The organism is Dysgonomonas reticulitermitis (assembly GCF_054601275.1).
In genome coordinates, this window is record NZ_BAAHWU010000012.1 from 41,674 (window position 1) to 66,961 (window position 25,288).

Genomic DNA, 25,288 nt, shown 5'->3' on the forward strand with positions numbered 1-25,288 from the left:
TATATAATTTGATTATTTTTTCAATTCTTGTTTTACAGCTTCATTAGTGGCTTCATCAACTTCCTGACCCAATTCCTTCAAAGCCTTACGATAATATCCTTCCGATTCTTTTGTGTATTTACCATTTGGAAACATATTCTTATAGTTGAAATGCTCATCGATCAATTCCCTATAACGATCTTGCTTTTTCAGGTCGACACTATATACAGCCGATTCATATTTAGATCTTACGATCAACATCTGAAATTCTTCTGCAAACTCAGAGAACGGATAATTTTTAAGAGCTTCTTTAGCTGTCACTATACACGATTCGTAATAGTTATCCCTATTATAAAGACCCAAATTAAAATACAGGCGGGCAGCTAGAAACTCTTTATATGCAAGTTTTTCCTGCAATTTGAACATCAGATCCTGAGCCTCTGGCGCTTTTGCACTTTGAGGAAAATACTCTAAGAATGTCTGGAATTGCTGTATGCTCTTTATTGTACTGGTCTGATCCAGACGGGCATCCGGAGAATCCAAATACAGTCCGTATGCCGCATTATACCGGGCTAATTCCGCATAATCACCTTTAGGATATTTATTATAGTATCTGGTATAATACTGTGTTGCTGTAGTATAATCTTTATCGTAGAAGTAAGACTGAGCCAGGAGATACATAATCTCTTGCTCCTTGCTAGTTTGCGTATACGCCGAGAGAATCTCATCCAGCAATGTTATTGATCTACCGTACTTCTTTTCATCAAAATATTTCTTTGCATATGTATATTTCAATTCGGCATCACGGCTTTTCAATATTTTATTATACTCCCCGCACGAAGCTAATGACATAGCTAATAATAAGGCACACAGAATTTTGATTCTCATTCTATATAAAAATTAGTTTGCAAATTTACACAAAGCTTTTATAATTAAAAAATAAACTTTTACAATTATATATTTTTGAGATTTTCAGCCAAACATCGCAACTACACGCTTTATGCCTGTTATAAGCCGATCTACCTCTTTTTTTGTATTGTAGAATGCAATAGATACTCTTACTGTACCTTCTATACCAAGCTCTTCCATAAGTGGTTGTGCGCAATGATGCCCTGTACGAACGGCAATTCCCATTTTATCCAAAAGCATTCCCATATCATAATGATGAATGTTTCCTACCAAAAAGGATATAACGCTACATTTCTTTTCTGAAGTTCCAAATATGCGGATACCCTCGATTTTAGACAATTCGTCAGAACAATATTGTAATAACTCATCTTCATATGATTTTATTGAGTCAAGTCCAATATTTTTTATATAATTTAATGCTTTGGCAAGCGCAATCACATCCGGATAGTTGGGAGTCCCTGCCTCAAACTTGAAAGGAAGCTCATTAAATGTAGTACCTTTGAATGAAACATGACCTATCATTTCTCCTCCTCCCTGATATGGAGGCATCTGATTCAGCCATTTTTCTTTACCGTACAATACCCCTACTCCATTCGGCCCGTACACTTTATGCCCTGAAAAAACAAGAAAGTCACAATCCAGTTTCTGCACATCAATTACCATATGCTGTACAGACTGTGCCGCGTCAATCAATACCGGAATATCGTGGGCATGGGCAATTTCGATAATTTCCTCTATCGGATTTACTGTCCCAAGTACATTTGACACATGAGTTATAGAAACCAGACGAGTTTTAGACGAAATGAGTTTTTTCATTTCGTCTAATATCAACTCTCCTTTTTCATTTATCGGAATAACTTTGAGCTTTATGCCCTTTATCGTTTCTTGCAGCTGCCACGAAACGATATTCGCATGATGTTCCATAGCTGAAATAATAATCTCATCGCCTTCTTTACAAAATTGCTGACAGAAGCTATGCGCTACAAGATTGATCGATTCAGTAGTACCTTTCGTGAAGATTACCTCCCTACTATGTTCTGCATTTATATATTGCTGTACTACCACACGGGATTCTTCGGCCAGGTCGGTAGCTTTCTGGCTTAAATAATGTACACCACGGTGCACATTCGCATTCGTGGTGTAGTATATCTTTTCTATTTCTTCTACAACACACTTAGGCTTTTGAGTAGTCGCCCCATTATCTAAATATACGAGGGGATTGCCGTAAACGGTAGTAGATAGGATAGGAAAATCGGATCTTATTTTGTCTATATCCATTTTATACAGTTAGCAGTTAACAGTCAAAAGTCGACAGCATTTTCATGCTTGTCTCTTATAACTCATAACTTTTTAATTCAAAACTACAAACTTATTTACATACGGCACAGTTTCCACACCGTACAGATTCGCCTTTAAATCGCTTTTCAACTAAGTCGGCCAACCGGTCTCGTAATCGGGGAATACGCACATGCTCCAATACACCGGCTGTAAAAGCCTGCATCAATAGTAAACGCGCAGCATCTTTACCAATACCCCGGGAACGCAGATATAACAATGCTTCTTCATCTAGCTGACCTGTAGTCAAGCCATGAGAACACTTTACATCATCAGCATATATTTCCAGCTGTGGCTTGGCATACATATGGGCTGTAGGTGATATGCACAGGTTATTATTCGACTGATATGCCAGTGTCTTTTGGGCATCTTTTTCTACCAGGATTCTTCCACAAAAAGCGCCTTTAGCTTCATCCTGTAATACATATTTGAATAACTGAGTACTGGTACAATGTGGTTTAGCATGATCCAGAAAAGCAAAATTATCTACATATTGTTTTCTATCGGCAATCACCATGCCACAAACATAGGCTTCGGAATGTTCTCCCCTTAGCTTAACATGATAATTGTTACGGCTTACACCTGTATTCAATGTCATATTATTTACCAGCACATTGGATGCTTCTTCCTGATATACAAATGTATTGGTAAGGCGAGTTACTTTATCCGAATTTTCTTCCAGATCATAATAATCGACCATAGCATTCTTTCCGGCAAATATTTCTGTCACCTGCGTAGCTAAAAAATGAGTTTCGTCAACCGTATGGTCACAAATCAACAATTTAACCTGAGCATCATCTTCCGCTATGATTAAAATGCGACGATTTACCAAATAGTTAAATTCGCTTTTTAATATGTTAATCAGCTGTATCGGCTGCTCTACTATAACCCCTTTGGGAACATATATAACGAAGCCGTCCTGAGCAAACATAGTATTGAAAGCGACAACACCATTATTGTAAAGATCAGCTGCTTGCCCATAGTATTTTGCAAAGACATCGGGATTTTGTTCCGAAAATTGCTTGAAACTACCTACAAATACGCCTATAGGATATTCTACTTTGGGTTTATGTTCTTCATGAAACAAATCATTCAATACAAAATAAAGATTTGTAGTCATATTTGGAATTTCACATCTATAAGCCATATAAGGATTACCTGCAAATGGCACCCTGTTCAGATTAAGTCCAAAATCAGGCATAAACTCGGCGGCAACATCCAAATAAAGGTAATCTTCCAATTTCTTTGTAGGAAAACCTTGTCTTTGAAAAGCGTCCAAGGCTTTTTCTCGAAGATTATTTAACACAGCCGCCGATTTAGAATCAATCGTATCCCGGTACCGGTTAAATATATCTATATATTGTTGTTCTATCATTCTTGAAAGTCTTTAATTATCCAGTCATAACCATTTTCTTCCAGCTTTAAAGCCAGTTCAGGGCCTGCACTCTTCACTATACGCCCTTTGTACAGTACATGCACAAAATCAGGCTTAATATAGTCCAGCAAACGCTGATAATGGGTTATTACAATGGTTGCCTTGTCTTTACTTCTAAGTTTATTAACCCCCGCGGCAACTACGCGAAGAGCATCTATATCCAGCCCCGAATCTGTTTCGTCAAGGATCGCTAATTTTGGCTCCAACATGGCCATCTGGAATATTTCGTTACGTTTCTTCTCTCCTCCCGAAAAGCCTTCATTAACAGAACGCCCTGCAAGATCTTTATCCAATTCTACCAATTCTCTTTTTTCTTTTATCATTTTAAGGAAATCAGATGCGGAAATCGGATCCTGACCTCTATGTTTGCGGATTTCGTTAAGAGACGCACGCATAAAGTTTGTCATGCTTACACCCGGTATTTCCACAGGATATTGGAAACTAAGGAAAAGACCTTCCCGTGCCCGGTCTTCCGGGTCCATTTCCAAAAGATCATGGCCTCTGAAGTTTACTTTACCTTCTGTAACTTCAAAATTTGGATTTCCTACCAATACAGAAGCAAGTGTACTCTTACCTGCACCATTAGGTCCCATTATTGCATGAATTTCGCCTTCGTTAACTTCAAGATTCAATCCTTTCAAAATTTCCTTGCCTTCAACATTAGCGTGTAAGTTCTTTATGTTTAATAAATTTGCCATTATAAATTTTATGTTATTTAAATAAAATCCCGGTATTCTCCTTACTTTAACACTGAGATATACCATATGTTCAAAAGCCCAAAAGACTTTAGATCACAAAAATAGTAAATAAAAAAGAAAATAGCCTGCTTATGACAGGCTATTAGTTATTTATTAAATCTATATCTTGTAAGCAATTATTGATTTATCCAAATATAAATCTCATCTGCCACATAGTATTTCATTCGATTAAGGTTTATTAGTTTTATATAATATTAAAGTAAAGACTCAGCATTAAAAATCCAATTCCACAACCACCGGACAATGATCCGAGAAATCAACCTCATCCATTATCGACGCCCCTTTTAAGCGCTCCCTAAGAGGTTCTGATATGATGTGGTAATCGATACGCCAACCCAGATTCTTGCCTCTGGCTCCCGCCCTATAACTCCACCAGCTATATTTTTCCGGACTCTGGTCATAAACGCGAAAGGTGTCTATCAAACCAGTAGCAATAAATTCATCGAACCACTGGCGTTCTTCAGGCAAAAAGCCTGAACTTTTCAGGTGTCGCTCCGGATGATTTATATCAATCGGTTTATGACAAATATTATAATCTCCGCAGATCAAAATATTTGGTCTTTCTTTTCGCAAATCATCAATAAACAGAGAAAAGTCTGCAAGAAATTTCATTTTCACATCCTGACGCGCATCTCCCATCGTGCCGGACGGGATATAAACACATATTACAGTCATATCCCCATAGTCGGCACGCAACACACGTCCTTCCCTGTCGTATATATGCATATCCATCCCTACTTTTACAAGATCAGGCTTACGTTTCGTAAGAATACCTACTCCACTATAACCTTTCTTTTCGGCAGGATGGAAATAATAATTATATCCTAACGACTGTATTGTTATCAAATCGATTTGTTCTTCTATTGCTTTTATTTCCTGCAAACAAAAAATATCCGGAGATTCCTTTTCAAGCCACTGAAACAATCCTTTATTGACAGCAGCACGAATTCCATTAACGTTGTATGATATTATCTTCATTTTTCAATTCTTTTTCTAAATTAGTTTTATAATTTTTGTATTTTCACCTTCGCTTTCTTGCCATATCAATACGCAAAAAAATAAACAGCAGGATTGTAAAGCCCCATAGAGAAGAACCTCCATAGCTAAAAAACGGCAAAGGAATGCCTATTACCGGAGTCAAACCGATAACCATACCTATATTGATAGCCATATGAAAAAATAAAATACAGGCCACACAATACCCATAGACACGTCCAAAAGTACTCTTTTGCCGTTCAGCTAAAAAGATAAGACGAAGGATTAACGCCGAAAATAACAACAATACAAATACTGAACCGGCAAAACCCTGTTCCTCCCCTACTGTGCAAAAAATAAAGTCGGTATCCTGTTCCGGCACATACTTGAGCTTTGTCTGCGTCCCGTTCAAGTATCCTTTTCCCAGAAATCCTCCTGAGCCAATAGCGATCTTAGACTGATTAACGTTATATCCTGCCCCCATAAGGTCGTCCTCCATCCCTAACGTTACTTTGATACGCATTTGCTGGTGAGGTTGCATAATGTCAGTAAAAATGTAATCGACAGAACCTATTAGCAAAACACTGCTTATAGCAAAAACAGTTGTCAATAAATATACTTTCGACCAGTATTTTTTAGCCAAAAATAATAGATATACAGACATTGCACCGACAGCAACAAGAGCTAGTATACCAAAATCGACAGCAACGCCTGACAATGAAACAAGATACCCGATACCCATAATTAATATGAGTCCTAAAACGATATTACGGGCAGTTCCCGAATCTTTACGGAAACTAATTAAAAATCCGGCGCTTATTAATATCGACAGAATTATGGTGATAAATTCCCCTGTGGAAATAACGCCTATGTCTGTAGATGAATACTTTAGTCCGATAATAAAAAATACAATTAATGTTCCACCCAAAAACAATATAATACCGGGTAATCCCTCTCTATATAACATTAAAATGAAAACTGAATATACAAGAGCCGAACCTGTCTCATTTTGCAGAACGATCAAGAGCATAGGCAATAAAATCAACCCTGCAATAATCAGCAAATTCTTAGGTGCCAGCAATTTAAAATTATAGCTACTTATAAATTTAGCAAGCACCAATGCAACAGAAAATTTAGCAAACTCGGCAGGTTGTATCTGTATCGAATCTGTTATTTTTAGCCATGAGCCTGAGCCCCTTATATCTGTAGATAAAAATATAGTGGCTATAAGAAGTAATATAAATATGGCATATATGTAATAGGCAAGTATATCGTATAAATTACTATCCAATTTTAGTATTACGAACCCAAGCGCCAATGATGTCCCGATCCAAACCAATTGCATCCCGGCTCTTCCTGACAAGTCGAACATACTGGTGGCATGCTCGTAATTGTAACTTGCACCATAAATGCTAAACCAGCCAAACAATACCATTATAAGATACAATGCTATTGTAAACCAGTCTACACTTTTTTTTATATATTCTTCCTCTCTTTGATACATTCTATTTATTCTTCTACCGGAGTAAACGGCTCTATTCCTGAATCAGGTGCTATCGTGGATACCTGAGCAGGCAGAGGCAATTCTGAATTTCTTAAAGCCCTGTTCCAGTTCATAAATGTTTGAGGCAGGACTACCGAATTAGCCATATTTTCTTCCAAATACTTATCGCTTGCCGGAACTTCTCCTTTAAGATATTTTTGTAGCATCAACCGTCCTATAGGAACACCAAATCTGGCACCAAATCCGGCATTTTCTACAATTACAAAAATAGCAACTTTCGGATTATCCTTCGGCGCAAAACCCATAAATATGGAATGGTCTTTTCCGTGAGGATTTTCAGCCGTACCTGTTTTTCCGCAAACCTCTACATCCGGTATATTCGCGCCACGACAAGTACCCCCTGTAACAGCACGCGCCATTCCTTCTACAATAGACTCATAATGTGTTTTATTAATTTTTGTATCACGCTTATGCGTGTAAATGGAATCCAAAGGGGCATTCTGTATTTCCCTAACTACATGCGGCACATAAAAATGTCCTCTGTTTGCTATGGTTGCAGCCAGGTTAGCTACCTGCAATGGTGTTGCAGTCACCTCACCTTGCCCTATGGCAATAGATATGATTGTTGATGCATTCCAACTACCTCGGTATGCCTTATCATAGGTTTTACTGTTCGGAATAAACCCTCTTTTCTCGGATGGAAGATCTACCCCTAAAGCATAGCCAAACCCCTGATCAACCATATGGTTCTTCCACACTTCGAAAGCAGTCTGTACATCTTTATATTTTTTGCGGTTTCCAAGCATATTAGCAAGACCATAGCAGAAGTATGAGTTACACGATGTAGCTATTGCCGGTATCAAAGATAGCGGAGACCCATGCGCGTGACATTTTGGTCGCCCTCCCAACGGCGGATATCCTCCGGCACAGGAATACATCGTATTTTCGGTTATTATATCCTCTTGAAGGAACACTAACCCTTGTGTTGTTTTAAATGTCGATCCCGGAGGATACATCCCTTGTACAGCCCTATTTAAAAGAGGTTTCAAGGTATTATTCTCTAAATCTTTATAGTTTTTCCCAAAATTGCGGCCTAACAATATTGCCGGATCATAAGTCGGAGATGTAACCATGCAAAGAATTTCCCCGGTCGATGGTTCTATCATGACAATGCTACCAACCTTATTCTGCATGAGATATTCTCCGTAAGCCTGCAAGTCTACATCAATGGACAAAGTAAGATTTTTACCGGATACAGGCGCTATATCATTTTTACCATTCTCATATCTTCCCTGAATGCGTCCATGAGCATCCCTCAATAGCACCTCTACTCCTTTTTCACCACGCAGATACTTTTCATAGGATAATTCTATACCCGATTTTCCTCCATAGTCACCCCTTATATAGTAGCCGTCATTTTCGATCTGGGTCTTATTTACTTCAGCAACATAGCCAAGAAGAAGCCCCGCATTGTGATAATTATACTGTCGTAACGTTCTCTTTTGAATAAAAAATCCAGGGAATTTATATAGCTTTTCCTGCAATAACCCACTTTCCTGAATAGTCAGTTGCGTCATAAACGTCTGCATGGTATATGTAGAGTATCCGGGGTTCAACCGCCTATCTTTTATATCACTAATCCGTTTATTGAAATATTCCTTTGTTATGCCCAATGTTTTACAAAAATCCAGTGTATCCAGATCATGTACTTCTTTGGGTATATAAACTATATCATAAGTAGGTTGATTATATACGAGAATACGATCGTTCCGGTCGGAGATTATCCCTCTGGCCGGGTATAAGACTCTGTTAAAAAAAGCGTTACCATCAGCAGAATCCTTATATTCACTAGTCAGTATCTGCAAGTTAAACAACTGAACGATATATATAAGAACCACAGCGCAAACTATTGCTCCCAACACGTACTTCTTCTTTGAAAGATCTAAGTTGTTTCTCGCCATGAGTTTTTCTTTTTTAAATAGAATCCTTCAAATGCAAAAAGAAGCAACGATGTCAATAATACAGAAATAACTATTCGCAGTATAAGTATCTGAGGATTGAAATAAGAAAACGACTCTACGGAAATTAGAAACACATGGTGTACCAAAACCAGTAAGAACATATATTTTACATACGCAGATCCTAAGGAAGATATACTCGGCACCTGATCGTTATAATCATCGACTGTAAAGAACAGTTTCTGTACCGGACGGCTGACAAATCCGATCAATGTAGTAGCCGCAGCGTTTAATCCGGGAGTATTACAAAAAAGGTCGATAATGAACCCTATAAGAAATCCGAGAAAAGCGGCAAGACCTCTATTGCAACCTAATGGGAGTTTTAATACAAAATATATGTACACAAACGGGATTCCATACCCAAAAAGAGAGATTCTATTTAATATCAAAACTTGCACCAGAACAAGCATGATAAATAATGCAATATATTTTAGCGTATTACTTCTGAGCATTCTTTATTTTTTCCTCTAGTTCTTTTCTCTCTTCGTCTTTGATATTGATTAATTGAACATTCTTCAATGCACCAAAATCTGTCGATAATTTCACTTTTATATTGTAAAAGTTATCATTCGTTTCGCTTTTAAAGTCTTCTACAATTCCCACAAAAATACCTTCCGGAAAAATATCAGAAAACCCACTGGTCACAACAGTATCCCCTTTTTCAACTTTCTCATATTTGGGATATTCTGTGAGACTTACGTACCTGGGATCACCAGCTTCCCAGATAAGTGTACCTGCTGTATTTGAACTCAATATTTTGCAACTAAAACGGCTGTTTGGATTCAGCACAGATTGGATAACAGCGTAATTATCAGTAACATCTCTAATGACACCAACTATCCCTTGTGAAGAAATAGCTCCCATATCGTTCTTAACTCCGCTATTTTTGCCCTTATTTACAATTATAAAATTATAAACCTGAGAAATACTATTGCTTTCAACTCTGGCTGTAATATACTCTTGGGAGTTCTTATTTCCCAACGAATCATTTAGAAAAGCTGTTGTTTTAAGAGAATCTTTTTCAATACTGTACAGATAATCCTGAAGTCTTTTTACCTGAGATTGTAGTTCTCCATTTTTCCTCAATAACTCTTCGTTTTCAGTTCTCAATCCAAAATAAGAGAGAATACCACTGGATACAGCATGAACTCTTCCAGTGATTTCATTGGAAGAGTTAAAATATATACTCTTTTGAAAAGAGTTAGTACTAAAGATAAAATAAAAACAGATTATTTCAAGAAATATGAAAACAAACCATGAACTGTTTTTTAATAAAAAATTTATCAGGTTACGCATTATCTCATCTGCGATTTATATTAACCATACTAATATAAATTCCATTATAAGTTTAATAAACTGAAGGGAATTATCTCATCAGGAAGTTAAACTTTTCTATATTCTTCAATGCAATACCGGTTCCTTTAGCTACTGCATGAAGTGGATCTTCTGCCACATGAAAAAGTATACCAATTCTATCGTAGAATCGTTTACTTAATCCTCTCAATAAAGCGCCTCCACCGGTCAGGTATATACCATTACGAACGATATCAGCGTATAATTCCGGCGGTGTTTGTTCCAAAGCACTTAGAATAGCCGAGTCCATTTTTGACAATGACTTATCGAGGCAATGAGCCATTTCCTGATAAGAAATAGGAATATCCATTGGTAATGATGTCATTCTATTAGGACCATGTACAATAAAGTCTTCCGGAACATCTTCTTCGGGAAGTTCGGTTAGAGCTGCACCTACTGCTATCTTTATATTCTCAGCAGTACGTTCACCTACTTTTATATTATGCTGGCGTCCCATATATTCCTGTATATCCTCGGTTAAATCATCTCCGGCTATCTTTATTGACTTATTAGAGACAATACCTCCTAATGAAATAACAGCAATTTCGGTAGTACCACCGCCTATATCGACGATCATATTCCCTTCGGGAGCCTGTACATCAAGTCCAATACCCAAAGCCGCAGCCATCGGTTCGTATATCATATATACATCACGCCCTCCGGCATGTTCGGCTGAGTCACGTATTGCACGGGTTTCCACTTCTGTACTGCCTGATGGTATACAAATAACAATTCGCAACGATGGAGAGAACAAACGACTTTTGTTGTTGAACATTTTTATCAATCCGCGAATCATCTGTTCGGCTGAAGTAAAATCTGCTATCACACCATCTTTTAGTGGGCGTACCGTACGAATATCTTCGTGAGTTTTCCCATGCATCTGACGTGCCTGCTCTCCTACAGCTATTACTTTACCTGTTTTCCGTTCTAAAGCCACCACGGAAGGCTGATCTACGACAATCTTGTCGTTATGTATTATGATAGTATTGGCAGTGCCAAGATCCATCGCTATTTCTTGAGTAAAAGAGAATAATCCCATATCCGACTATATATTATGTATTTAGTTATTTACAAATTAATATCAATGTTTAAAGTGGCGTACACCCGTCATTACCATAGATATATTGTGTTCGTTACAATATTCGACAGACAAGCTATCCTTAATTGATCCACCCGGTTGTACAACTGCCGTAATACCTGCATTACCGGCTATTTCAACACAGTCCGGAAACGGGAAAAAGGCATCCGATGCCATAACCGCTCCTTTAAGATCAAAGCCAAATTCATTTGCTTTCTCTATGGCTTGTTTCAATGCATCCACCCGGGATGTCTGACCTGTACCACCCGCACACAACTGCTTATTTTTAACAAAGATAATAGCATTTGATTTTGTATGTTTTACCAATTTATTTGCAAAGAGCAGATCTTCTTCTTCTGTGCCCTGCAAAGGCCTGTTAGTAACTAATTTCAAATCAGTTGCCGACTGTATACTCAAATCCTTATCTTGTACTAAAACACCATTCAACAATGAGCGAAATTGCTTATCAGCGACTAATTGTTGTTTTTGCACTAAGATAATACGATTTTTCTTTTGTTCCAATATTTCAAGAGCTTCTTTATCATATTCCGGTGCAATTACTATCTCAAAAAAGATAGAATTAATTTCTTCAGCTGCAACTTTATCTATTTTGGCGTTGCTGATAATAATACCACCAAAAGCCGAAACCGGATCACCCGCTAAAGCATCTTTCCAAGCATCAACAACCGTTGGTCTGGATGCAATACCACAAGCATTATTATGTTTTAGTATAGCTACAGTTGTTTCATCAAATTCGCTAATTAAACTTACAGCAGCTTCAATATCCAGCAAATTATTGTAAGAAATTTCACGGCCATGCAATTGATCAAACATCGATCCAAAGTCGCCATAAAAAGTGCCTTTTTGGTGTGGATTTTCGCCATAGCGAAGAGTCATAGCATTATCTTCAGCATGACGGAATGCAGAACCGTTATTATTGTCCATATGGTTAAATATGGCCGAATCATATGAAGAGGAAACTGCAAACGCTTCTTTTGCGAAAAACTTTCTGTCTGAAATATCCGATACACCATTTTTTTTCTCCAACAGGTTCATCAATGGTTGATATTGTTGTTTGGAGGCAACGATTATTACATCTTTGAAGTTTTTGGCAGCAGCACGAATCAAAGAAATACCTCCTATATCTATTTTTTCGATAATATCTTCTTCACTTGCACCTGAAGCGACTGTTTCCTCAAAAGGATAGAGATCTACTATAACCAAATCTATTTCGTGTATATCATATGCTTTTATCTGCTTTGCATCTTCAGGGAGTTCCCGGCGACAAAGAATCCCTCCAAATATTTTGGGATGAAGGGTTTTAACCCGTCCACCCAAGATAGAAGGGTATCCTGTTACATCCTCCACTGCTTCGCAGGGAAAGCCTAATGATTCAATAAAACTCCGCGTTCCGCCAGTTGATATAAATTTAACCCCGGAACTATTTAATTTCGTTAGAATATGATCTAGCCCATCTTTATGATAAACTGAAACCAAAGCTGTTTTAATTCTTTTCTCTGAAGACATGATGTGTTAATTATCCGACTTTTTTTGAGGAACAAAGTTATAAAAACTATTATTATAACAGGCCGTTTTTAATATTATTTATTCCTTTAAAATATCACATTCTAAAGGGACTTGACTTTTCCTCGAAATTTTAGTTTTACAGATAAAACCGATAGATATTTTTTATATCGATTAATACCTGATTCCCAATTTTGTAATACTAAATATGAATAACTAATAACGCCCCTTTTCCAGAGGCTTTAAAACTAAACAGAAAAATAGAATGTAAATCTTTATACTTTATGACTTCATCGATAATTGCACCCTTTTTCTGGATAAATCCACCGATAAAACTTTCACTTCAACATGCTGATGCAGTGAAACAACTTCTGTAGGATCGGAGATAAACCTGTCTGTCAATTCAGATATGTGTACCAAGCCATTTTCTTTAATGCCGACATCAACAAAACATCCAAAATTGGTTATATTAGTCACAATACCAGGTAGAATCATTCCCTCTCTCAGGTCTTCTATGGTACGTATATTCGGATCAAATTCAAAAACTTTAATTCCTTTTCGTGGATCCCGGCCAGGCTTATCCAATTCTTCCATTATATCATTCAGGGTAGGCAGTCCAACCTTATCTGTAACATATTTATCCAGCTTTAATGATTTCTTCAAATCTTTATTATCAATCAGATCTTTTACCGAACATTTCATTTCTTTGGCCATAGCCTCTACAATATGGTAACTTTCAGGATGAACAGCCGAATTATCTAATGGATTATCCGCATCTGTTATACGAAGAAAGCCAGCGCATTGTTCAAAAGCTTTTTCTCCCATACGAGGAACTTTCATTAACTCTTTCCGCGATTTAAACGCACCATTCGCAGTGCGGTAATCTACTATATTTTGAGCTAAAACAGTACCTAATCCGGAGACATAAGTCAATAAGTGTTTACTCGCTGTATTTACATTTACGCCAACCAGATTAACACAACTTTCAACAGTCAAATCAAGTGATTTTTTTAATTTTGACTGATCTACATCATGCTGATATTGCCCTACTCCTATTGATTTCGGATCTATTTTCACCAACTCTGCCAGTGGATCTACCAAACGACGCCCGATAGAAACTGCCCCTCTCACTGTAACATCGTAATTCGGGAACTCCTCCCGTGCTGTTTTCGATGCCGAATATATAGATGCTCCATTTTCACTGACAACAAAAACCTGAACTAATTTTTCATATCGCAAATTGGTTATAAAACGTTCGGTTTCACGACTGGCCGTTCCATTTCCTATTGCTATGGCATCTATATTATACGTCGTCACTAGTTTCACGACCTTACTTCCGGCTTTAGACGTTTCATTCTGTGGCGGATGCGGATAAATAGTCTCGTTATGTATAAGATTCCCTTCGGCGTCAAGGCATACCAGTTTGCATCCGGTACGATAACCGGGATCAATACCTAAAACCCTTTTTTGTCCTAACGGTGGAGCCAGTAGCAACTGACGCAGGTTCTCAGCAAACACCCTGATCGCCTCTTCATCTGCTTTTTCTTTCGACAGATTTCCAAACTCTGTTTCAATAGATGGCTTGAGTAATCGTTTATAAGCATCTTCTATAGCATCGGCGACATAATTTGTAGCCTCATTGTCGTTATCTCCTTTGAGAAAACGCTTGTCTAACCGCTCCAGAGCAGCATCTTCGTCCGGCGAAATATTTACACGTAAAACGCCCTCCGATTCCCCTCTCCGTATTGCCAGAATACGATGGGAAGTGGCCTTGCTCAGACGTTCGGAAAAGTCAAAATAATCTCGATATTTATCTCCTTCTTCCTCCTTTCCTTTAACTACTTTAGATGTTATTACAGCCTCCCGTTGAAATATGTTACGTATAACATTACGGGCATATTCATCCTCATTTATCTTCTCGGCTATAATGTCACAAGCTCCGGCAATAGCATCTTTTGCATTCTTTACGTCTCCTTTTACAAATGCCCGGGCTTTTGCTTCTACATCTATTGGATGCTGTAACATGATAATATTAGCCAATGGTTCTAAACCTTTTTTACGGGCTATTTCGGCTCGGGTCTGCCGTTTTGGTTTATAAGGGAGGTAAATATCTTCAAGTTCCGAGGCATTCCAGCAATTTTCAATTCTGGATTTCAACTCCGGAGTTAATTTTTCTTGCTCATCTATCGATTTAAGAATTGTTTCCCTTCGTTTTACCAATTCATTCAGCTTATCGTTTTGCTCTTTGATTGCCGCTATCTGAACTTCGTCCAACCCTCCTGTCACCTCTTTCCGGTAACGGCTGATAAACGGGATCGTCGCTCCTGAGTCCAATAGTTCTATGGTTTTTCCTATTTGTGATTCACGAATATTTAAAGCTGATGATATTAAAGATATAATCGTCATAGTTTAGTTTTATAATTGGACTAACAAAGATAAGCTAAAGAAAAGAAAAGCCTGCTAAAAATCAGCAGGCTTTTCTTTATATGATATTGAAACGATTATTCAACAGGAATGTCTTTATTAACGTTTTTGCTTCCAACCAAAGCATAGAACAATAGGTAAGCCAATCCAACGAAGACAACCCAATAACTGGCAAAATAGTTACCACCTTCTCCCATATCAGCGACAGCACCTTGCAATAGAGGAAGAACTCCACCACCACATACCATTACCATAAAAATACCTGCCGCCATCTTCGTGTATTTACCTAAACCTTCAACTGCAAGATTAAAGATACCTCCCCACATGATAGAAGTACATAATCCGCAAAGAACAAGTAACACCACTCCTAGAGGAACTTCGGCTAACCCAAATGAAATATCGCTCTTAAAAACAGGCATTTCCACCGGAGTACTTGGCAATAGTATCGCAGCTAACACCAACACCATACCAATCAATGAAACTACCGTAAGCATAGACTTACTGGAAACTTTCGCTGCTACAGATGCGCCAACAAGACGACCTATAAGCATCAAAAACCAATATGTCCCCGCAATAGATCCCGCGGTAGCAGCATCAATTTTTAAGCTTTCGGTACCAAGTAGAATCAAGAAGTTCGGAATACCTACCTCTACACCTACATAAACAAAAATACCAACAGCGCCTAATATAAAATGACGAAACGACAATGCACTGTACTTGTCTTTTTCAGATGTTTTCACTTCCTTCTCAATACCCGGTTCAGGAATATTTACCAATAATAACACAATAAATGCCAAAGCAAATAATCCCATGGCGATGAACAATGCCGGTGAAGCATTGCTTATACTGGCATTGCTACCAACAAGATAACCAACCAATACCGGAACGATTGTTGCATTCAAAGAATTGAATGATCCTCCAATTTGAATTAATTGATTTCCTTTGTTTCCACCACCACCTAGTGTATTCAGCATCGGGTTCACCACTGTATTCAGCATACACATAGAGAAACCGGCAACGAATGCACCTATCAAGTAAACAAAAAACTCTTCTACCTGACCAGAAAGATATTGAATGCCGACACCTATAAAACCAACAGCAATAGCTGCAAGCGCAGTCTTCTTATAGCCGATTTTTTTAAGCAAAAGACCTGCTGGAATACCCATAAACGCATACGCAATAAAGTTGCAGAATGTACCTAACTGAGACATCCAGTTCGGTGCATCAAATTGCTCTTTTAATACTTTTGCGAATGGACCGCCTAGCCCTGTTACAAATGAAATCATCCCAAACAGGATAATCATCATGATAATGGGCAACAAATAATTTTTCTTTTCCGTACTCATTGATTCAAATTTAGATTAGATTTTTTATAGTTATATATCATTTTCTTTGTCATTCACCTTCCTTGAAGAATCCAAGGAGTAACTAAATTTCAACAGAACTCAATTACCCCCTGACTATCCTCTCGGATACTAGCGCATCCAATTCATGGTTGTTTAGGTTAAGTGAAGATTGTTCTTGTCAAAAAACGATGTAAAAATACTTATCTCTTTTTAGCTGTCCTTTCAAAAAAACATGTTGTACAACATGTAAATTTCCATTAAAATTCCATTTCTTTTTATAGCAATCTGACACAACATTCTATGCAGTACATATCTTTTTGATTTTGCGCTGCTTGCTTAACAAAAAGGACATACAGATTATCAACACCTTACATCCATCCAAAAATCTTTTGTATCAAAATATAAACAAAAACAAACATATAGTAACTCTTTGAAATATGGAACAAATCTTGATTTATGATTAAAATTTCATAAATAGCTTATTTATAGTATTAACAATATTTAATATTACTATTTTTGTCTGGAATAAGGAATTAAACACTATTTGACAAAGAAACGTTATAACTCATAAAACTATCATGGAATCTATTCGCAACTTGTACAAAATCGGTCATGGCCCATCCAGTAGTCATACGATGGCTCCTCAAAAGGCCGCTCTGATGTTTAAAGAGAGAAATCCCGATGCGGACTCTTTCAGGGTAACATTATATGGTAGCCTTGCTGCTACAGGCAAAGGGCACTTAACTGATGTGGCTATCATCAAAACATTACAGCCCTATCAGGCCGAAATTGTATGGAAACCGGAAATTGTTTTACCGTTTCATACAAACGGAATGAAATTTGAAGCAATAAAAGAGGGAAAAGTTAACAAAGAATGGACAATATATAGTATAGGCGGAGGAGATTTGTCCGATGGTTCCAAAAAAGTAACAGAAGACAGCATATATGATAAAACTACAATGAAACAGATACTGGAATGGTGTCAACAAACGGGGAAGACATTCTGGGAATATGTAGAAGATAAAGAGGGTAAGGAAATATATGACTATCTGGGGACTGTTTGGGAAACAATGGAAGCTGCCATACACAGGGGAATGGATGCCGAAGGACTACTGCCGGGTGGCTTAGGACTGCAAAGAAAATCATCGATGTACTATGTAAAATCAAGAGGATATCAGGGTTCTATGAAAAGTCGCGCCCTTATATATTCATATGCATTGGCAGTCTCGGAAGAAAATGCAAGCGGAGGAATTATAGTGACAGCGCCTACATGTGGTTCTTGTGGCGTTTTACCCTCGGTACTTTACCATCTGAAAACGAATCATGATTATAGCGATCAAAAAATAAAGAGAGCTTTAGCAACAGCCGGATTGATAGGTAATCTGGTCAAACATAATGCCTCTGTTTCAGGTGCCGAAGTAGGATGTCAAGGAGAAGTAGGAGTAGCTTGTGCAATGGCAGCCGCAGCTGCCTGCCAACTATTCGGAGGCTCTACACAACAGATTGAATACGCTGCTGAAATGGGATTGGAACATCATTTAGGACTTACTTGCGACCCCGTTTGCGGATTGGTGCAAGTACCGTGTATAGAGAGAAACGCTTTCGCGGCAACGCGTGCATTGGATTCATGTTCATTTGCTATGCTTTCGGATGGAAAGCACCTTATCAACTTTGATAAAGTAGTGCGCACGATGCAACAGACAGGACATGACCTGCCTAGCCTATATAAGGAAACCTCTATGGGTGGATTAGCTGTAAACATGGATTTGTCGAATGAATGATAAGTTGATAATACAAATCAGTAGTCAAAGGAGTTATCGCTCGTTTCCTCCGCTGGCGCACGGTCAATGATTAACTTAATGACATTGGACGCGCGGCAGCAAGGGTCTGAACTCAGCAGGATTGAAATCCTGTAGCGATTCATCAAATACAGATGAAATGTTGTATTAATTTTTATTGAATACATAATTGTTTTTTGATTGATAATTGCCCATAAAAGCATATTTTTGCAAAAACATTTTTATAGAATAATATATATGGAAGATTTTATTATCCCAATAACAATAATTTTAGTTACTGTATTAACCATTTTCGTAATTGTAGGGATATGGTTTTTTGGGCGATTTATCTTTAATCAGAGAGTTATAGAATGTAAGTCCAAAGAACGAATAGAAGAATACTTACATGATTTAATTTATGATTTTAAAAACCATGATAATAGATATTATTTTCTCAAAGTTTTAACATTGTTTACAAATTTATCGAATGATTTTTCAGAAAAGAGGAACGACTTTTGGACAACATACGGGCAAATTATTATTTGTGTCTTTATTGTTTGTATAATTGCCTTGTTGCTTTTGACAAAAGTGATTAGTGCTGAGGCTGGACTCCCGATACTTTCTGCAATATCAGGTTTCGCTATAGCAAAAGGTTCAACTATTAGGAATCAAAATAATGACAATTTAAATAATAATAACGGATAGTTTTCCCACGAGTGGTCAGAAGAAATTTCTTCCGACTATTTTTTTATTTACACATCAGATATTTAGTCTGTTATATTTGCTTGGTTGATTTGTTTTTGTGATCTTTAAATATTGTAAATCAAATAATTATGGCAATATCTAAAGATTCCCCCATTGGCGCGGATATTCATCCGTGTCCTTGCTACCGCAGACTTGCAACCTGTCTGTTGTGCATTAAAAATAAATTGTGAGTAGAAGATGTTCTGCTTTAACCGCCTATTCGCATAATTCCGCTAAAATTATTTTTTTATAGGGGCAGATTCTTTACTTTTGCATAAGAAATATAATACGTAATTATGAATGACATTAAAACATTAAACAAAGCTGCGGACAATATCCGCATATTATCGGCTTCGATGGTTGAAAAGGCTAATTCGGGACATCCGGGTGGAGCTATGGGTGGAGCAGATTTTATCAACGTGTTATTTTCCGAGTTTCTGGTATACGATCCTCAAAATCCCGCATGGGAAGGACGTGACCGCTTCTTCCTCGATCCCGGTCACATGTCTCCGATGCTATATTCAACGTTAGCATTAACCGGCAAATACAGCATGGAGGACTTACAGCAATTCCGCCAATGGGGAAGCATCACTCCCGGACATCCGGAAAGGGATATCACACGCGGAATAGAAAACACATCGGGACCTCTGGGGCAAGGGCATACTTTTGCAGTAGGCGCCGCCATTGCCGCCAAATTCCTGAAAGCCCGTTTTGGTTATGTAATGGATCATACCATTTACGCGTTTATTTCCGACGGAGGAATACAAGAAGAAATATCGCAGGGAGCAGGGCGCACTGCCGGACATCTGGGGCTTGATAACTTAATTATGTTCTATGATTCTAATGGCATACAACTTTCGACCAAAACGGCAGAAGTTACAGAAGAAAACGTAGCAGCCAAATATCAGGCCTGGGGATGGAGGGTTATCACAATTAAAGGAAACGACGCGACCGAAATTCGTGCTGCCCTGACAGAAGCCAAGCTTGAAAAAGAAAAACCTACGCTTATCATAGGTAAAACTATTATGGGTAAAGGTGCCATAAAAGAAGACGGCTCAAGTTTTGAAAACGAAACGGAAACTCATGGACAACCATTAAGTGCAGCCGGAGCAAGTTATAATAAAACAATTGAAAATCTGGGAGGTGATCCTCAAAATCCGTTTACTATATTTTCTGAAACAAAAGAATTATATGCCAAGCGTGCAGCCGAACTAAAAGAAATAGTAAGCATTAAATACGCTGAAAAGGAAGCTTGGGCTAAAGCAAATCCCGAGCTGGCAGATAAAATGCAGAAATGGTTTGACGGATATATACCAACTATTGACTGGTCTGCTATTGAACAAAAACCAAATCAGGCGACACGCGCAGCTTCTGCTACAATATTAGGAATACTGGCTCAGCAAGTAGAAAACATGGTTGTTTCATCTGCCGACTTATCTAATTCTGATAAAACAGACGGTTTCTTAAAGAAGACACATGCCATAAAAAAAGGCGACTTTTCAGGAGCATTCCTTCAATCGGGAGTATCTGAACTAACAATGGCTTGTTTATGCATCGGTATGACATTACATGGCGGTATTGTCGCGGCATGCGGAACATTCTTCGTGTTCTCAGACTACATGAAACCGGCTATCCGTTTAGCAGCGCTGATGGAACTTCCGGTTAAATTTATATGGACACACGATGCATTCCGTGTAGGTGAAGACGGTCCGACTCACGAACCTGTCGAACAGGAAGCACAAATCAGGCTGATGGAGAAACTGCAAAACCATAATGGACACAATTCGATGCTGGTTCTACGCCCTGCTGATGTTACAGAAGCAACGGTAGCTTGGAAAATGGCAATGGAGAACAAGTCGACTCCAACAGGATTAATATTTTCACGCCAAAATATTAATGATCTTCCCGCGAAAACAAATAGATACCAAGAAGCATTACAAACAGAGAAAGGCGCTTATATCGTTCAGGATGAAGATAACTATGATGTGATCTTGTTAGCGTCCGGATCGGAAGTTTCAACATTAGTGGACGGCGCTAAGCTACTTGCTAACGACGGCATCAAATCAAGGATTGTATCCGTACCATCCGAAGGCTTATTCCGGACACAAAGTAAGGAATATCAAGAAAGAGTGATTCCTGCAGGTAAAAAGGTTTTTGGTCTAACGGCCGGATTACCCGTCACATTGGAAGGGTTGGTTGGCGCTAACGGACGTATTTGGGGGATGAAATCTTTCGGATTTTCAGCTCCATATAAAGTGTTAGATGAAAAGCTCGGTTTTACAGCTGAAAATGTATATAATCAGGTTAAAGACTTTTTGAAATAATATGGCTATATTTTCCCAAGGTGAAAAACCAATCGGACTGGCCAGCGATCATGCCGGTTTCGAAACGAAAAAGTATGTAATACAGCTTTTTGAAGAGCAAGGTATTAAGTACATAGATTATGGCACGTATACATCGAACAGTGTCGATTATCCGGATTTTGCCCATAAACTGGGTCGTGCCATCGACAGTAAAGAATGCGACTTCGGCATTGCTATATGCGGTACCGGGAATGGCATAAATATGGCATTGAATAAGCATAAATCCGTACGCAGCGCCTTATGTTGGAATGCAGAAATCGCACGTCTGGCCAGAGCACATAATGATGCTAATGTGCTAGCCCTTCCGGGAAGAATATTGTCTCAACAAGAGGTTTATGACATGATCATTGCTTTCTTTAATACCGATTTTGAGGGAGGGAGGCATCAGACAAGGATAGATAAGATACCTTGCTAAATAACGACAGAAAAACTTATTTATTTTTCCTTAATGAAGCCGGTAATTATTTTGACCAGCTCTTTGCTGATGGGTGTATCGGGGTTATTATAGCTATTTTTAATTTGCTCCGTCATATCTTTTGTTTCGCTGATCTTCAACACATGATCCATATTCTCAATGATTACTTTTTGAGCGTTTGGATTAGCTTTAGCCAGGAGTTCCGCTTGATCTACTCCTACCTGAATATCTGTCGTTCCTTGTAATAGCAAAGCCGGAATAGTCAATTTGCTTATTTCTGTCTGTGGATTGTATTTAAACCAAGATATCATATATGGTTGCACACTTGGGCGAAATAAAGCGTTGAGATAGCCTGGTACATCCGGAATAGTTTCGCCATGTTCAAGTTTATCAATATACGAGAAAACCATATTTTTTATAGCTTCCGGTTGCCCTTGCAACTGTTTGCCCAATTGCTCTTTTAAAATGTCCGGAGCTGGCATGCCGGCTCCGGCTATAGAAATATATTTTGCTACTTTGGGATTATTCTGAGCAGCAATCATTCCTAATAAAGAGCCTTCGCTGTGTCCGAGAAGGATGATGTCTGAAAATCTTTTGTCTTCAGATAATTGATCTATCCAGGCTTTTACATCATCAATATAAGTATCGAATCGTAAATCTTCCTCTTTTTGTTCTACTTTGCTTTTAGCTATACCTCGTTTATCGTAACATAGGGTCGCTATATTGTTGTAAAATAAAGCATCGGAAAGCATTTTGTATGCATTGCTTTTCATGCTGGGTTGATTGCAATCTCTGTCAGTGGGACCCGAACCTGCAATGATTATGGCAATGGGAATGGCATTTTTACTATCCGGAACTTTTAGGGTTCCATAGATATCTCCAACACTTGTTTTCAGTGTGGCAGGCTCTTCTCTCATTAGTAATTGAGCTGATACCGTTAAAGATAAGAGCCAACCGATTGTAAAAAAGAAAATACTTTTCATCAGATTATTATTTTAAGGGATTAGAGTTATTACAATATAGTCTATTAGCCGGGATAGAATTTCACAGAATATTATTGCAACGGTGAAAGATATTCCTCCTGTTACACCTTTTATATTTGCTGATATGGTATAGGCATTATATTTTAATACGATAGACCATACTATAATAAGGATGCTAATGATGCTAATCGTGGCTATCATGACAAGGTTTTCTTTTACAACTTGCATTATTTCATGTATGTTAGCGCTATTTGGATCGCCTATGTGAAGATGAACATCAGGAAAAAGTCCAAACAAGGCCACCAAGATAAAAGGTGCTTGAGAAACCGCCATTGTTCCGGCAATGTCTATCAACCGGACGGAAGTCTTAGACACTATTCGGGCTGTAATATAAAATATCGAGGTCATCGATATCCAAGCCGATAATTGATAGCAAGCGTGCAATACGTATGGGCTTTCGGAGCTACTGTCAGCAATAGAAGGACCTATTATGCCGCCAAAATGAACATTTCCCAAATATCCGAATATCGATAATATAGCTAATACTATAATCCCAATGACCAGAGCTTTGCTTCCTGCAATGAATTTAAATGGGGTGAATAGCCATGATCTTAATGTCCTATTTTTCATATACTTTAATTTTATCGATTATGTCATCTAATAAATTTCTCACAGTAGGATAGCTCAAACCAAGGTCTTTAGCCATATCTTTCAGGCTTCCGCTATTTTTTACGAACTTGAGGATAAAATCCTGGTCTTCGACAGAAAGACGAGCTAAAACGGGCAGATCGTATAGCCCATGTACTTCTGTACTACAATTTTCACAAAATAAACTTTTTACTTTTAGCTGCTTTTGGCAACTTGGACAATTACAAGGTAACATAATTTGAATATTTTTTTACAAATATAATTCATTATTTAATAATATTAAAATAATATTCAATATTATTTATTTTATGATTGAAGTATTGTATGTTTGATATATATTCGTCATTTTGCAAAACAGTTTCTTATATTTGTAAAAAATCTTAGAACGTGAATATTGATACAAAAATAAATTTCATTTTGCCTTTCAAGCCTCGTCGTCCTGCGGGTGGTTTCAGGGTGATGTATGAATATGCTAACCGCCTGGCTAAAAAAGGATATCGGGTGCATTTGACTTTTCCTGTTAAAACACCCTATATGAAGTACAGGTTGCCCTATCTTCTGCGTCGTATACTATCAAAGCTGGAAGGATTTGATAGAGATAAATGGTTTGATTTTGACACTGGTATAACCATGTCGTATGTTCCTGAGGTCAAGGATAAGTATGTAGTGGATGCCGATGTAGTTATTGCTACATGGTGGTCTACAGTATTAGAAATGGGGGCATTGAGCGAAAGAAAAGGAAAGAAGATAAATTTAATACAAGGTTACGAAAATTGGGAAGGCCACGAGGATCTGCTATATTCTTCATATGACATGAAAAATACAATAAATATTGTTGTTGCTTCATATTTACAGAAGATAGTGAGTCAATATACAAAAAATAGAATTGAACTTATAGAAAATGGTATTGATAATGCATTGTACTATATCCAAAAACCGGTGGAGGCCAGAGAGCCTGCTACGGTTGCAATGATGTATTCTAAACAGGAAATAAAAGGCTCTAAATATGGTTTGGAGGCTCTGAAAATAGTAAAAAGCCGGATTCCTGATTTGAATGTCGAATTGTTTGGAATTTCTTCTGCTCCCGAACACCTGCCATATTGGACAAAATATTATCGCGATCCGGATAATCTATGTGAAATATATAATCGCAATGCCATATTTATTTCCAATAGTTTTACTGAAGGTTTCGGATTGGTTTCCGTGGAGTCCATGTTTTGCGGATGCGCTTTAGTCTGTACGGATATTGAAGGACATCAGGAGTATGCATTCGATAATAAAACAGCGTTATTGACAGACGTTGCTAATCCTTCGCAAATGGCTGACCGTATTTGTTATTTAATAGAAAATAATGAATACCGTATAAATTTAGCTCAACGGGGAAACTATTATGTACAGCGATTTTCTTGGGAAAATTCGATAGGGAAAATAGAGGATATTATTAAAAATATACTTTAATTAAACATTTTAAGAACATTTTGTGAATAAAAGTGTTTTAATAGTAAATTCGGTTTAATTGCGATTATATCAATAGATTAACGCAGTAGGCTTCCCAACCTTATCCAGAATTGAAGGATATTCCTCTTGGTTAAAATTTATTTTTCAGGTTCGCTAGTTAAAACTATGTACTTTAGTACAAGGCTTTAGCTTCTATAAATGTTTAAAATTCTTACATAAGTACAACGTTAATGGAAAATCGCAGCAGTACACATAATGTCA

Annotated in this window: 21 protein-coding genes; 5 read left to right on the top strand and 16 right to left on the bottom strand. The window is 37.8% G+C overall.

Annotated elements, in window-relative coordinates:
- Window positions 1-12 precede the first annotated feature (12 nt).
- The 13 genes from ACYPZI_RS06970 to ACYPZI_RS07030 all read right to left on the bottom strand — a co-directional run bounded on the left by ACYPZI_RS06970 (window position 13) and on the right by ACYPZI_RS07030 (window position 16,638).
- A complete protein-coding gene (locus ACYPZI_RS06970; RefSeq protein WP_459599991.1) occupies window positions 13-867 on the bottom strand; it encodes an outer membrane protein assembly factor BamD in 855 nt (284 codons plus the stop codon).
- 84 nt (window positions 868-951) lie between these two features.
- Window positions 952-2,166, bottom strand: a complete 1,215-nt coding sequence (locus tag ACYPZI_RS06975; RefSeq protein ID WP_459599993.1) for an aminotransferase class V-fold PLP-dependent enzyme — start codon at window positions 2,164-2,166, stop codon at window positions 952-954.
- 91 nt (window positions 2,167-2,257) lie between these two features.
- Entirely contained in the window at window positions 2,258-3,598 is a 1,341-nt protein-coding gene (gene sufD, locus ACYPZI_RS06980) for a Fe-S cluster assembly protein SufD (protein ID WP_459599995.1), read from the bottom strand.
- Window positions 3,595-4,356, bottom strand: a complete 762-nt coding sequence (sufC, locus tag ACYPZI_RS06985; RefSeq protein ID WP_459599997.1) for a Fe-S cluster assembly ATPase SufC — start codon at window positions 4,354-4,356, stop codon at window positions 3,595-3,597. Before sufC ends, sufD begins: the two co-directional genes overlap by 4 nt.
- A 273-nt stretch (window positions 4,357-4,629) precedes the next feature.
- A complete protein-coding gene (locus ACYPZI_RS06990; RefSeq protein ID WP_459599999.1) occupies window positions 4,630-5,394 on the bottom strand; it encodes an exodeoxyribonuclease III in 765 nt (254 codons plus the stop codon).
- Window positions 5,395-5,437: 43 nt separating this feature from the next.
- The gene (rodA, locus tag ACYPZI_RS06995; RefSeq protein WP_459600001.1) at window positions 5,438-6,895 is read right to left on the bottom strand and encodes a rod shape-determining protein RodA; all 1,458 of its coding nucleotides are present in this window, start codon (window positions 6,893-6,895) and stop codon (window positions 5,438-5,440) included.
- A 5-nt stretch (window positions 6,896-6,900) separates the two neighbouring features.
- Entirely contained in the window at window positions 6,901-8,856 is a 1,956-nt protein-coding gene (gene mrdA / locus ACYPZI_RS07000; RefSeq protein ID WP_459600003.1) for a penicillin-binding protein 2, read from the bottom strand.
- Entirely contained in the window at window positions 8,838-9,365 is a 528-nt protein-coding gene (mreD, locus tag ACYPZI_RS07005) for a rod shape-determining protein MreD (protein WP_459600005.1), read from the bottom strand. The genes mrdA and mreD overlap by 19 nt, the downstream gene beginning before the upstream one ends.
- The gene (mreC, locus tag ACYPZI_RS07010) at window positions 9,352-10,209 is read right to left on the bottom strand and encodes a rod shape-determining protein MreC (protein ID WP_459600007.1); all 858 of its coding nucleotides are present in this window, start codon (window positions 10,207-10,209) and stop codon (window positions 9,352-9,354) included. The genes mreD and mreC overlap by 14 nt, the downstream gene beginning before the upstream one ends.
- A gap of 70 nt (window positions 10,210-10,279) precedes the next feature.
- Entirely contained in the window at window positions 10,280-11,305 is a 1,026-nt protein-coding gene (locus tag ACYPZI_RS07015) for a rod shape-determining protein (protein WP_459600009.1), read from the bottom strand.
- Between the two features lie 42 nt (window positions 11,306-11,347).
- Window positions 11,348-12,871, bottom strand: a complete 1,524-nt coding sequence (purH, locus tag ACYPZI_RS07020) for a bifunctional phosphoribosylaminoimidazolecarboxamide formyltransferase/IMP cyclohydrolase (protein ID WP_459600011.1) — start codon at window positions 12,869-12,871, stop codon at window positions 11,348-11,350.
- 279 nt (window positions 12,872-13,150) lie between these two features.
- The gene (locus ACYPZI_RS07025; protein ID WP_459600013.1) at window positions 13,151-15,274 is read right to left on the bottom strand and encodes a Tex family protein; all 2,124 of its coding nucleotides are present in this window, start codon (window positions 15,272-15,274) and stop codon (window positions 13,151-13,153) included.
- A gap of 95 nt (window positions 15,275-15,369) precedes the next feature.
- A complete protein-coding gene (locus tag ACYPZI_RS07030; protein ID WP_459600015.1) occupies window positions 15,370-16,638 on the bottom strand; it encodes an MFS transporter in 1,269 nt (422 codons plus the stop codon).
- Window positions 16,639-17,216: 578 nt separating this feature from the next.
- On the opposite strand from ACYPZI_RS07030, the gene ACYPZI_RS07035 reads away from it, so the two are divergent.
- The 4 genes from ACYPZI_RS07035 to rpiB all read left to right on the top strand — a co-directional run bounded on the left by ACYPZI_RS07035 (window position 17,217) and on the right by rpiB (window position 21,938).
- Window positions 17,217-18,419, top strand: a complete 1,203-nt coding sequence (locus ACYPZI_RS07035) for an L-serine ammonia-lyase (protein WP_459600017.1) — start codon at window positions 17,217-17,219, stop codon at window positions 18,417-18,419.
- 255 nt (window positions 18,420-18,674) lie between these two features.
- Window positions 18,675-19,121, top strand: coding sequence for a hypothetical protein (locus ACYPZI_RS07040; RefSeq protein WP_459600019.1), 447 nt, complete (start codon window positions 18,675-18,677; stop codon window positions 19,119-19,121).
- A gap of 335 nt (window positions 19,122-19,456) precedes the next feature.
- Window positions 19,457-21,484: a transketolase family protein gene (locus ACYPZI_RS07045; RefSeq protein WP_459600021.1), complete on the top strand. Its 2,028-nt coding sequence runs from the start codon at window positions 19,457-19,459 to the stop codon at window positions 21,482-21,484.
- A gap of 1 nt (window position 21,485) precedes the next feature.
- Window positions 21,486-21,938 carry a ribose 5-phosphate isomerase B gene (rpiB, locus tag ACYPZI_RS07050; protein WP_459600023.1) on the top strand — a complete coding sequence of 151 codons (453 nt, stop codon included), beginning with the start codon at window positions 21,486-21,488 and terminating at the stop codon, window positions 21,936-21,938.
- Window positions 21,939-21,958: 20 nt separating this feature from the next.
- Here rpiB and ACYPZI_RS07055 read toward each other — a convergent pair whose 3' ends face one another.
- From ACYPZI_RS07055 to ACYPZI_RS07065, 3 genes are read right to left on the bottom strand one after another with little or no spacing between them, the layout of a single operon-like run.
- Window positions 21,959-22,921, bottom strand: coding sequence for an alpha/beta hydrolase (locus ACYPZI_RS07055; RefSeq protein WP_459600025.1), 963 nt, complete (start codon window positions 22,919-22,921; stop codon window positions 21,959-21,961).
- Between the two features lie 12 nt (window positions 22,922-22,933).
- The gene (locus ACYPZI_RS07060) at window positions 22,934-23,551 is read right to left on the bottom strand and encodes a hypothetical protein (RefSeq protein WP_459600027.1); all 618 of its coding nucleotides are present in this window, start codon (window positions 23,549-23,551) and stop codon (window positions 22,934-22,936) included.
- Window positions 23,541-23,804 carry a DUF2089 family protein gene (locus ACYPZI_RS07065; RefSeq protein WP_459600029.1) on the bottom strand — a complete coding sequence of 88 codons (264 nt, stop codon included), beginning with the start codon at window positions 23,802-23,804 and terminating at the stop codon, window positions 23,541-23,543. The genes ACYPZI_RS07060 and ACYPZI_RS07065 overlap by 11 nt, the downstream gene beginning before the upstream one ends.
- 152 nt (window positions 23,805-23,956) lie before the next feature.
- Here ACYPZI_RS07065 and ACYPZI_RS07070 point away from each other — a divergent pair, with 152 nt between their 5' ends.
- Window positions 23,957-25,027 carry a glycosyltransferase family 4 protein gene (locus ACYPZI_RS07070; RefSeq protein ID WP_459600031.1) on the top strand — a complete coding sequence of 357 codons (1,071 nt, stop codon included), beginning with the start codon at window positions 23,957-23,959 and terminating at the stop codon, window positions 25,025-25,027.
- The last annotated feature ends 261 nt before the right edge of the window (window positions 25,028-25,288 follow it).

Bases quoted from the DNA above. Each gene is read 5' to 3' on its own strand.
- ACYPZI_RS06970 (WP_459599991.1), bottom strand. From the start codon at position 867: ATGAGAATCAAAATTCTGTGTGCCTTATTATTAGCTATGTCATTAGCT.
- ACYPZI_RS06975 (WP_459599993.1), bottom strand. From the start codon at position 2,166: ATGGATATAGACAAAATAAGATCCGATTTTCCTATCCTATCTACTACC.
- sufD (WP_459599995.1), bottom strand. From the start codon at position 3,598: ATGATAGAACAACAATATATAGATATATTTAACCGGTACCGGGATACG.
- sufC (WP_459599997.1), bottom strand. From the start codon at position 4,356: ATGGCAAATTTATTAAACATAAAGAACTTACACGCTAATGTTGAAGGC.
- ACYPZI_RS06990 (WP_459599999.1), bottom strand. From the start codon at position 5,394: ATGAAGATAATATCATACAACGTTAATGGAATTCGTGCTGCTGTCAAT.
- rodA (WP_459600001.1), bottom strand. From the start codon at position 6,895: ATGTATCAAAGAGAGGAAGAATATATAAAAAAAAGTGTAGACTGGTTT.
- mrdA (WP_459600003.1), bottom strand. From the start codon at position 8,856: ATGGCGAGAAACAACTTAGATCTTTCAAAGAAGAAGTACGTGTTGGGA.
- mreD (WP_459600005.1), bottom strand. From the start codon at position 9,365: ATGCTCAGAAGTAATACGCTAAAATATATTGCATTATTTATCATGCTT.
- mreC (WP_459600007.1), bottom strand. From the start codon at position 10,209: ATGCGTAACCTGATAAATTTTTTATTAAAAAACAGTTCATGGTTTGTT.
- ACYPZI_RS07015 (WP_459600009.1), bottom strand. From the start codon at position 11,305: ATGGGATTATTCTCTTTTACTCAAGAAATAGCGATGGATCTTGGCACT.
- purH (WP_459600011.1), bottom strand. From the start codon at position 12,871: ATGTCTTCAGAGAAAAGAATTAAAACAGCTTTGGTTTCAGTTTATCAT.
- ACYPZI_RS07025 (WP_459600013.1), bottom strand. From the start codon at position 15,274: ATGACGATTATATCTTTAATATCATCAGCTTTAAATATTCGTGAATCA.
- ACYPZI_RS07030 (WP_459600015.1), bottom strand. From the start codon at position 16,638: ATGAGTACGGAAAAGAAAAATTATTTGTTGCCCATTATCATGATGATT.
- ACYPZI_RS07035 (WP_459600017.1), top strand. From the start codon at position 17,217: ATGGAATCTATTCGCAACTTGTACAAAATCGGTCATGGCCCATCCAGT.
- ACYPZI_RS07040 (WP_459600019.1), top strand. From the start codon at position 18,675: ATGGAAGATTTTATTATCCCAATAACAATAATTTTAGTTACTGTATTA.
- ACYPZI_RS07045 (WP_459600021.1), top strand. From the start codon at position 19,457: ATGAATGACATTAAAACATTAAACAAAGCTGCGGACAATATCCGCATA.
- rpiB (WP_459600023.1), top strand. From the start codon at position 21,486: ATGGCTATATTTTCCCAAGGTGAAAAACCAATCGGACTGGCCAGCGAT.
- ACYPZI_RS07055 (WP_459600025.1), bottom strand. From the start codon at position 22,921: ATGAAAAGTATTTTCTTTTTTACAATCGGTTGGCTCTTATCTTTAACG.
- ACYPZI_RS07060 (WP_459600027.1), bottom strand. From the start codon at position 23,551: ATGAAAAATAGGACATTAAGATCATGGCTATTCACCCCATTTAAATTC.
- ACYPZI_RS07065 (WP_459600029.1), bottom strand. From the start codon at position 23,804: ATGTTACCTTGTAATTGTCCAAGTTGCCAAAAGCAGCTAAAAGTAAAA.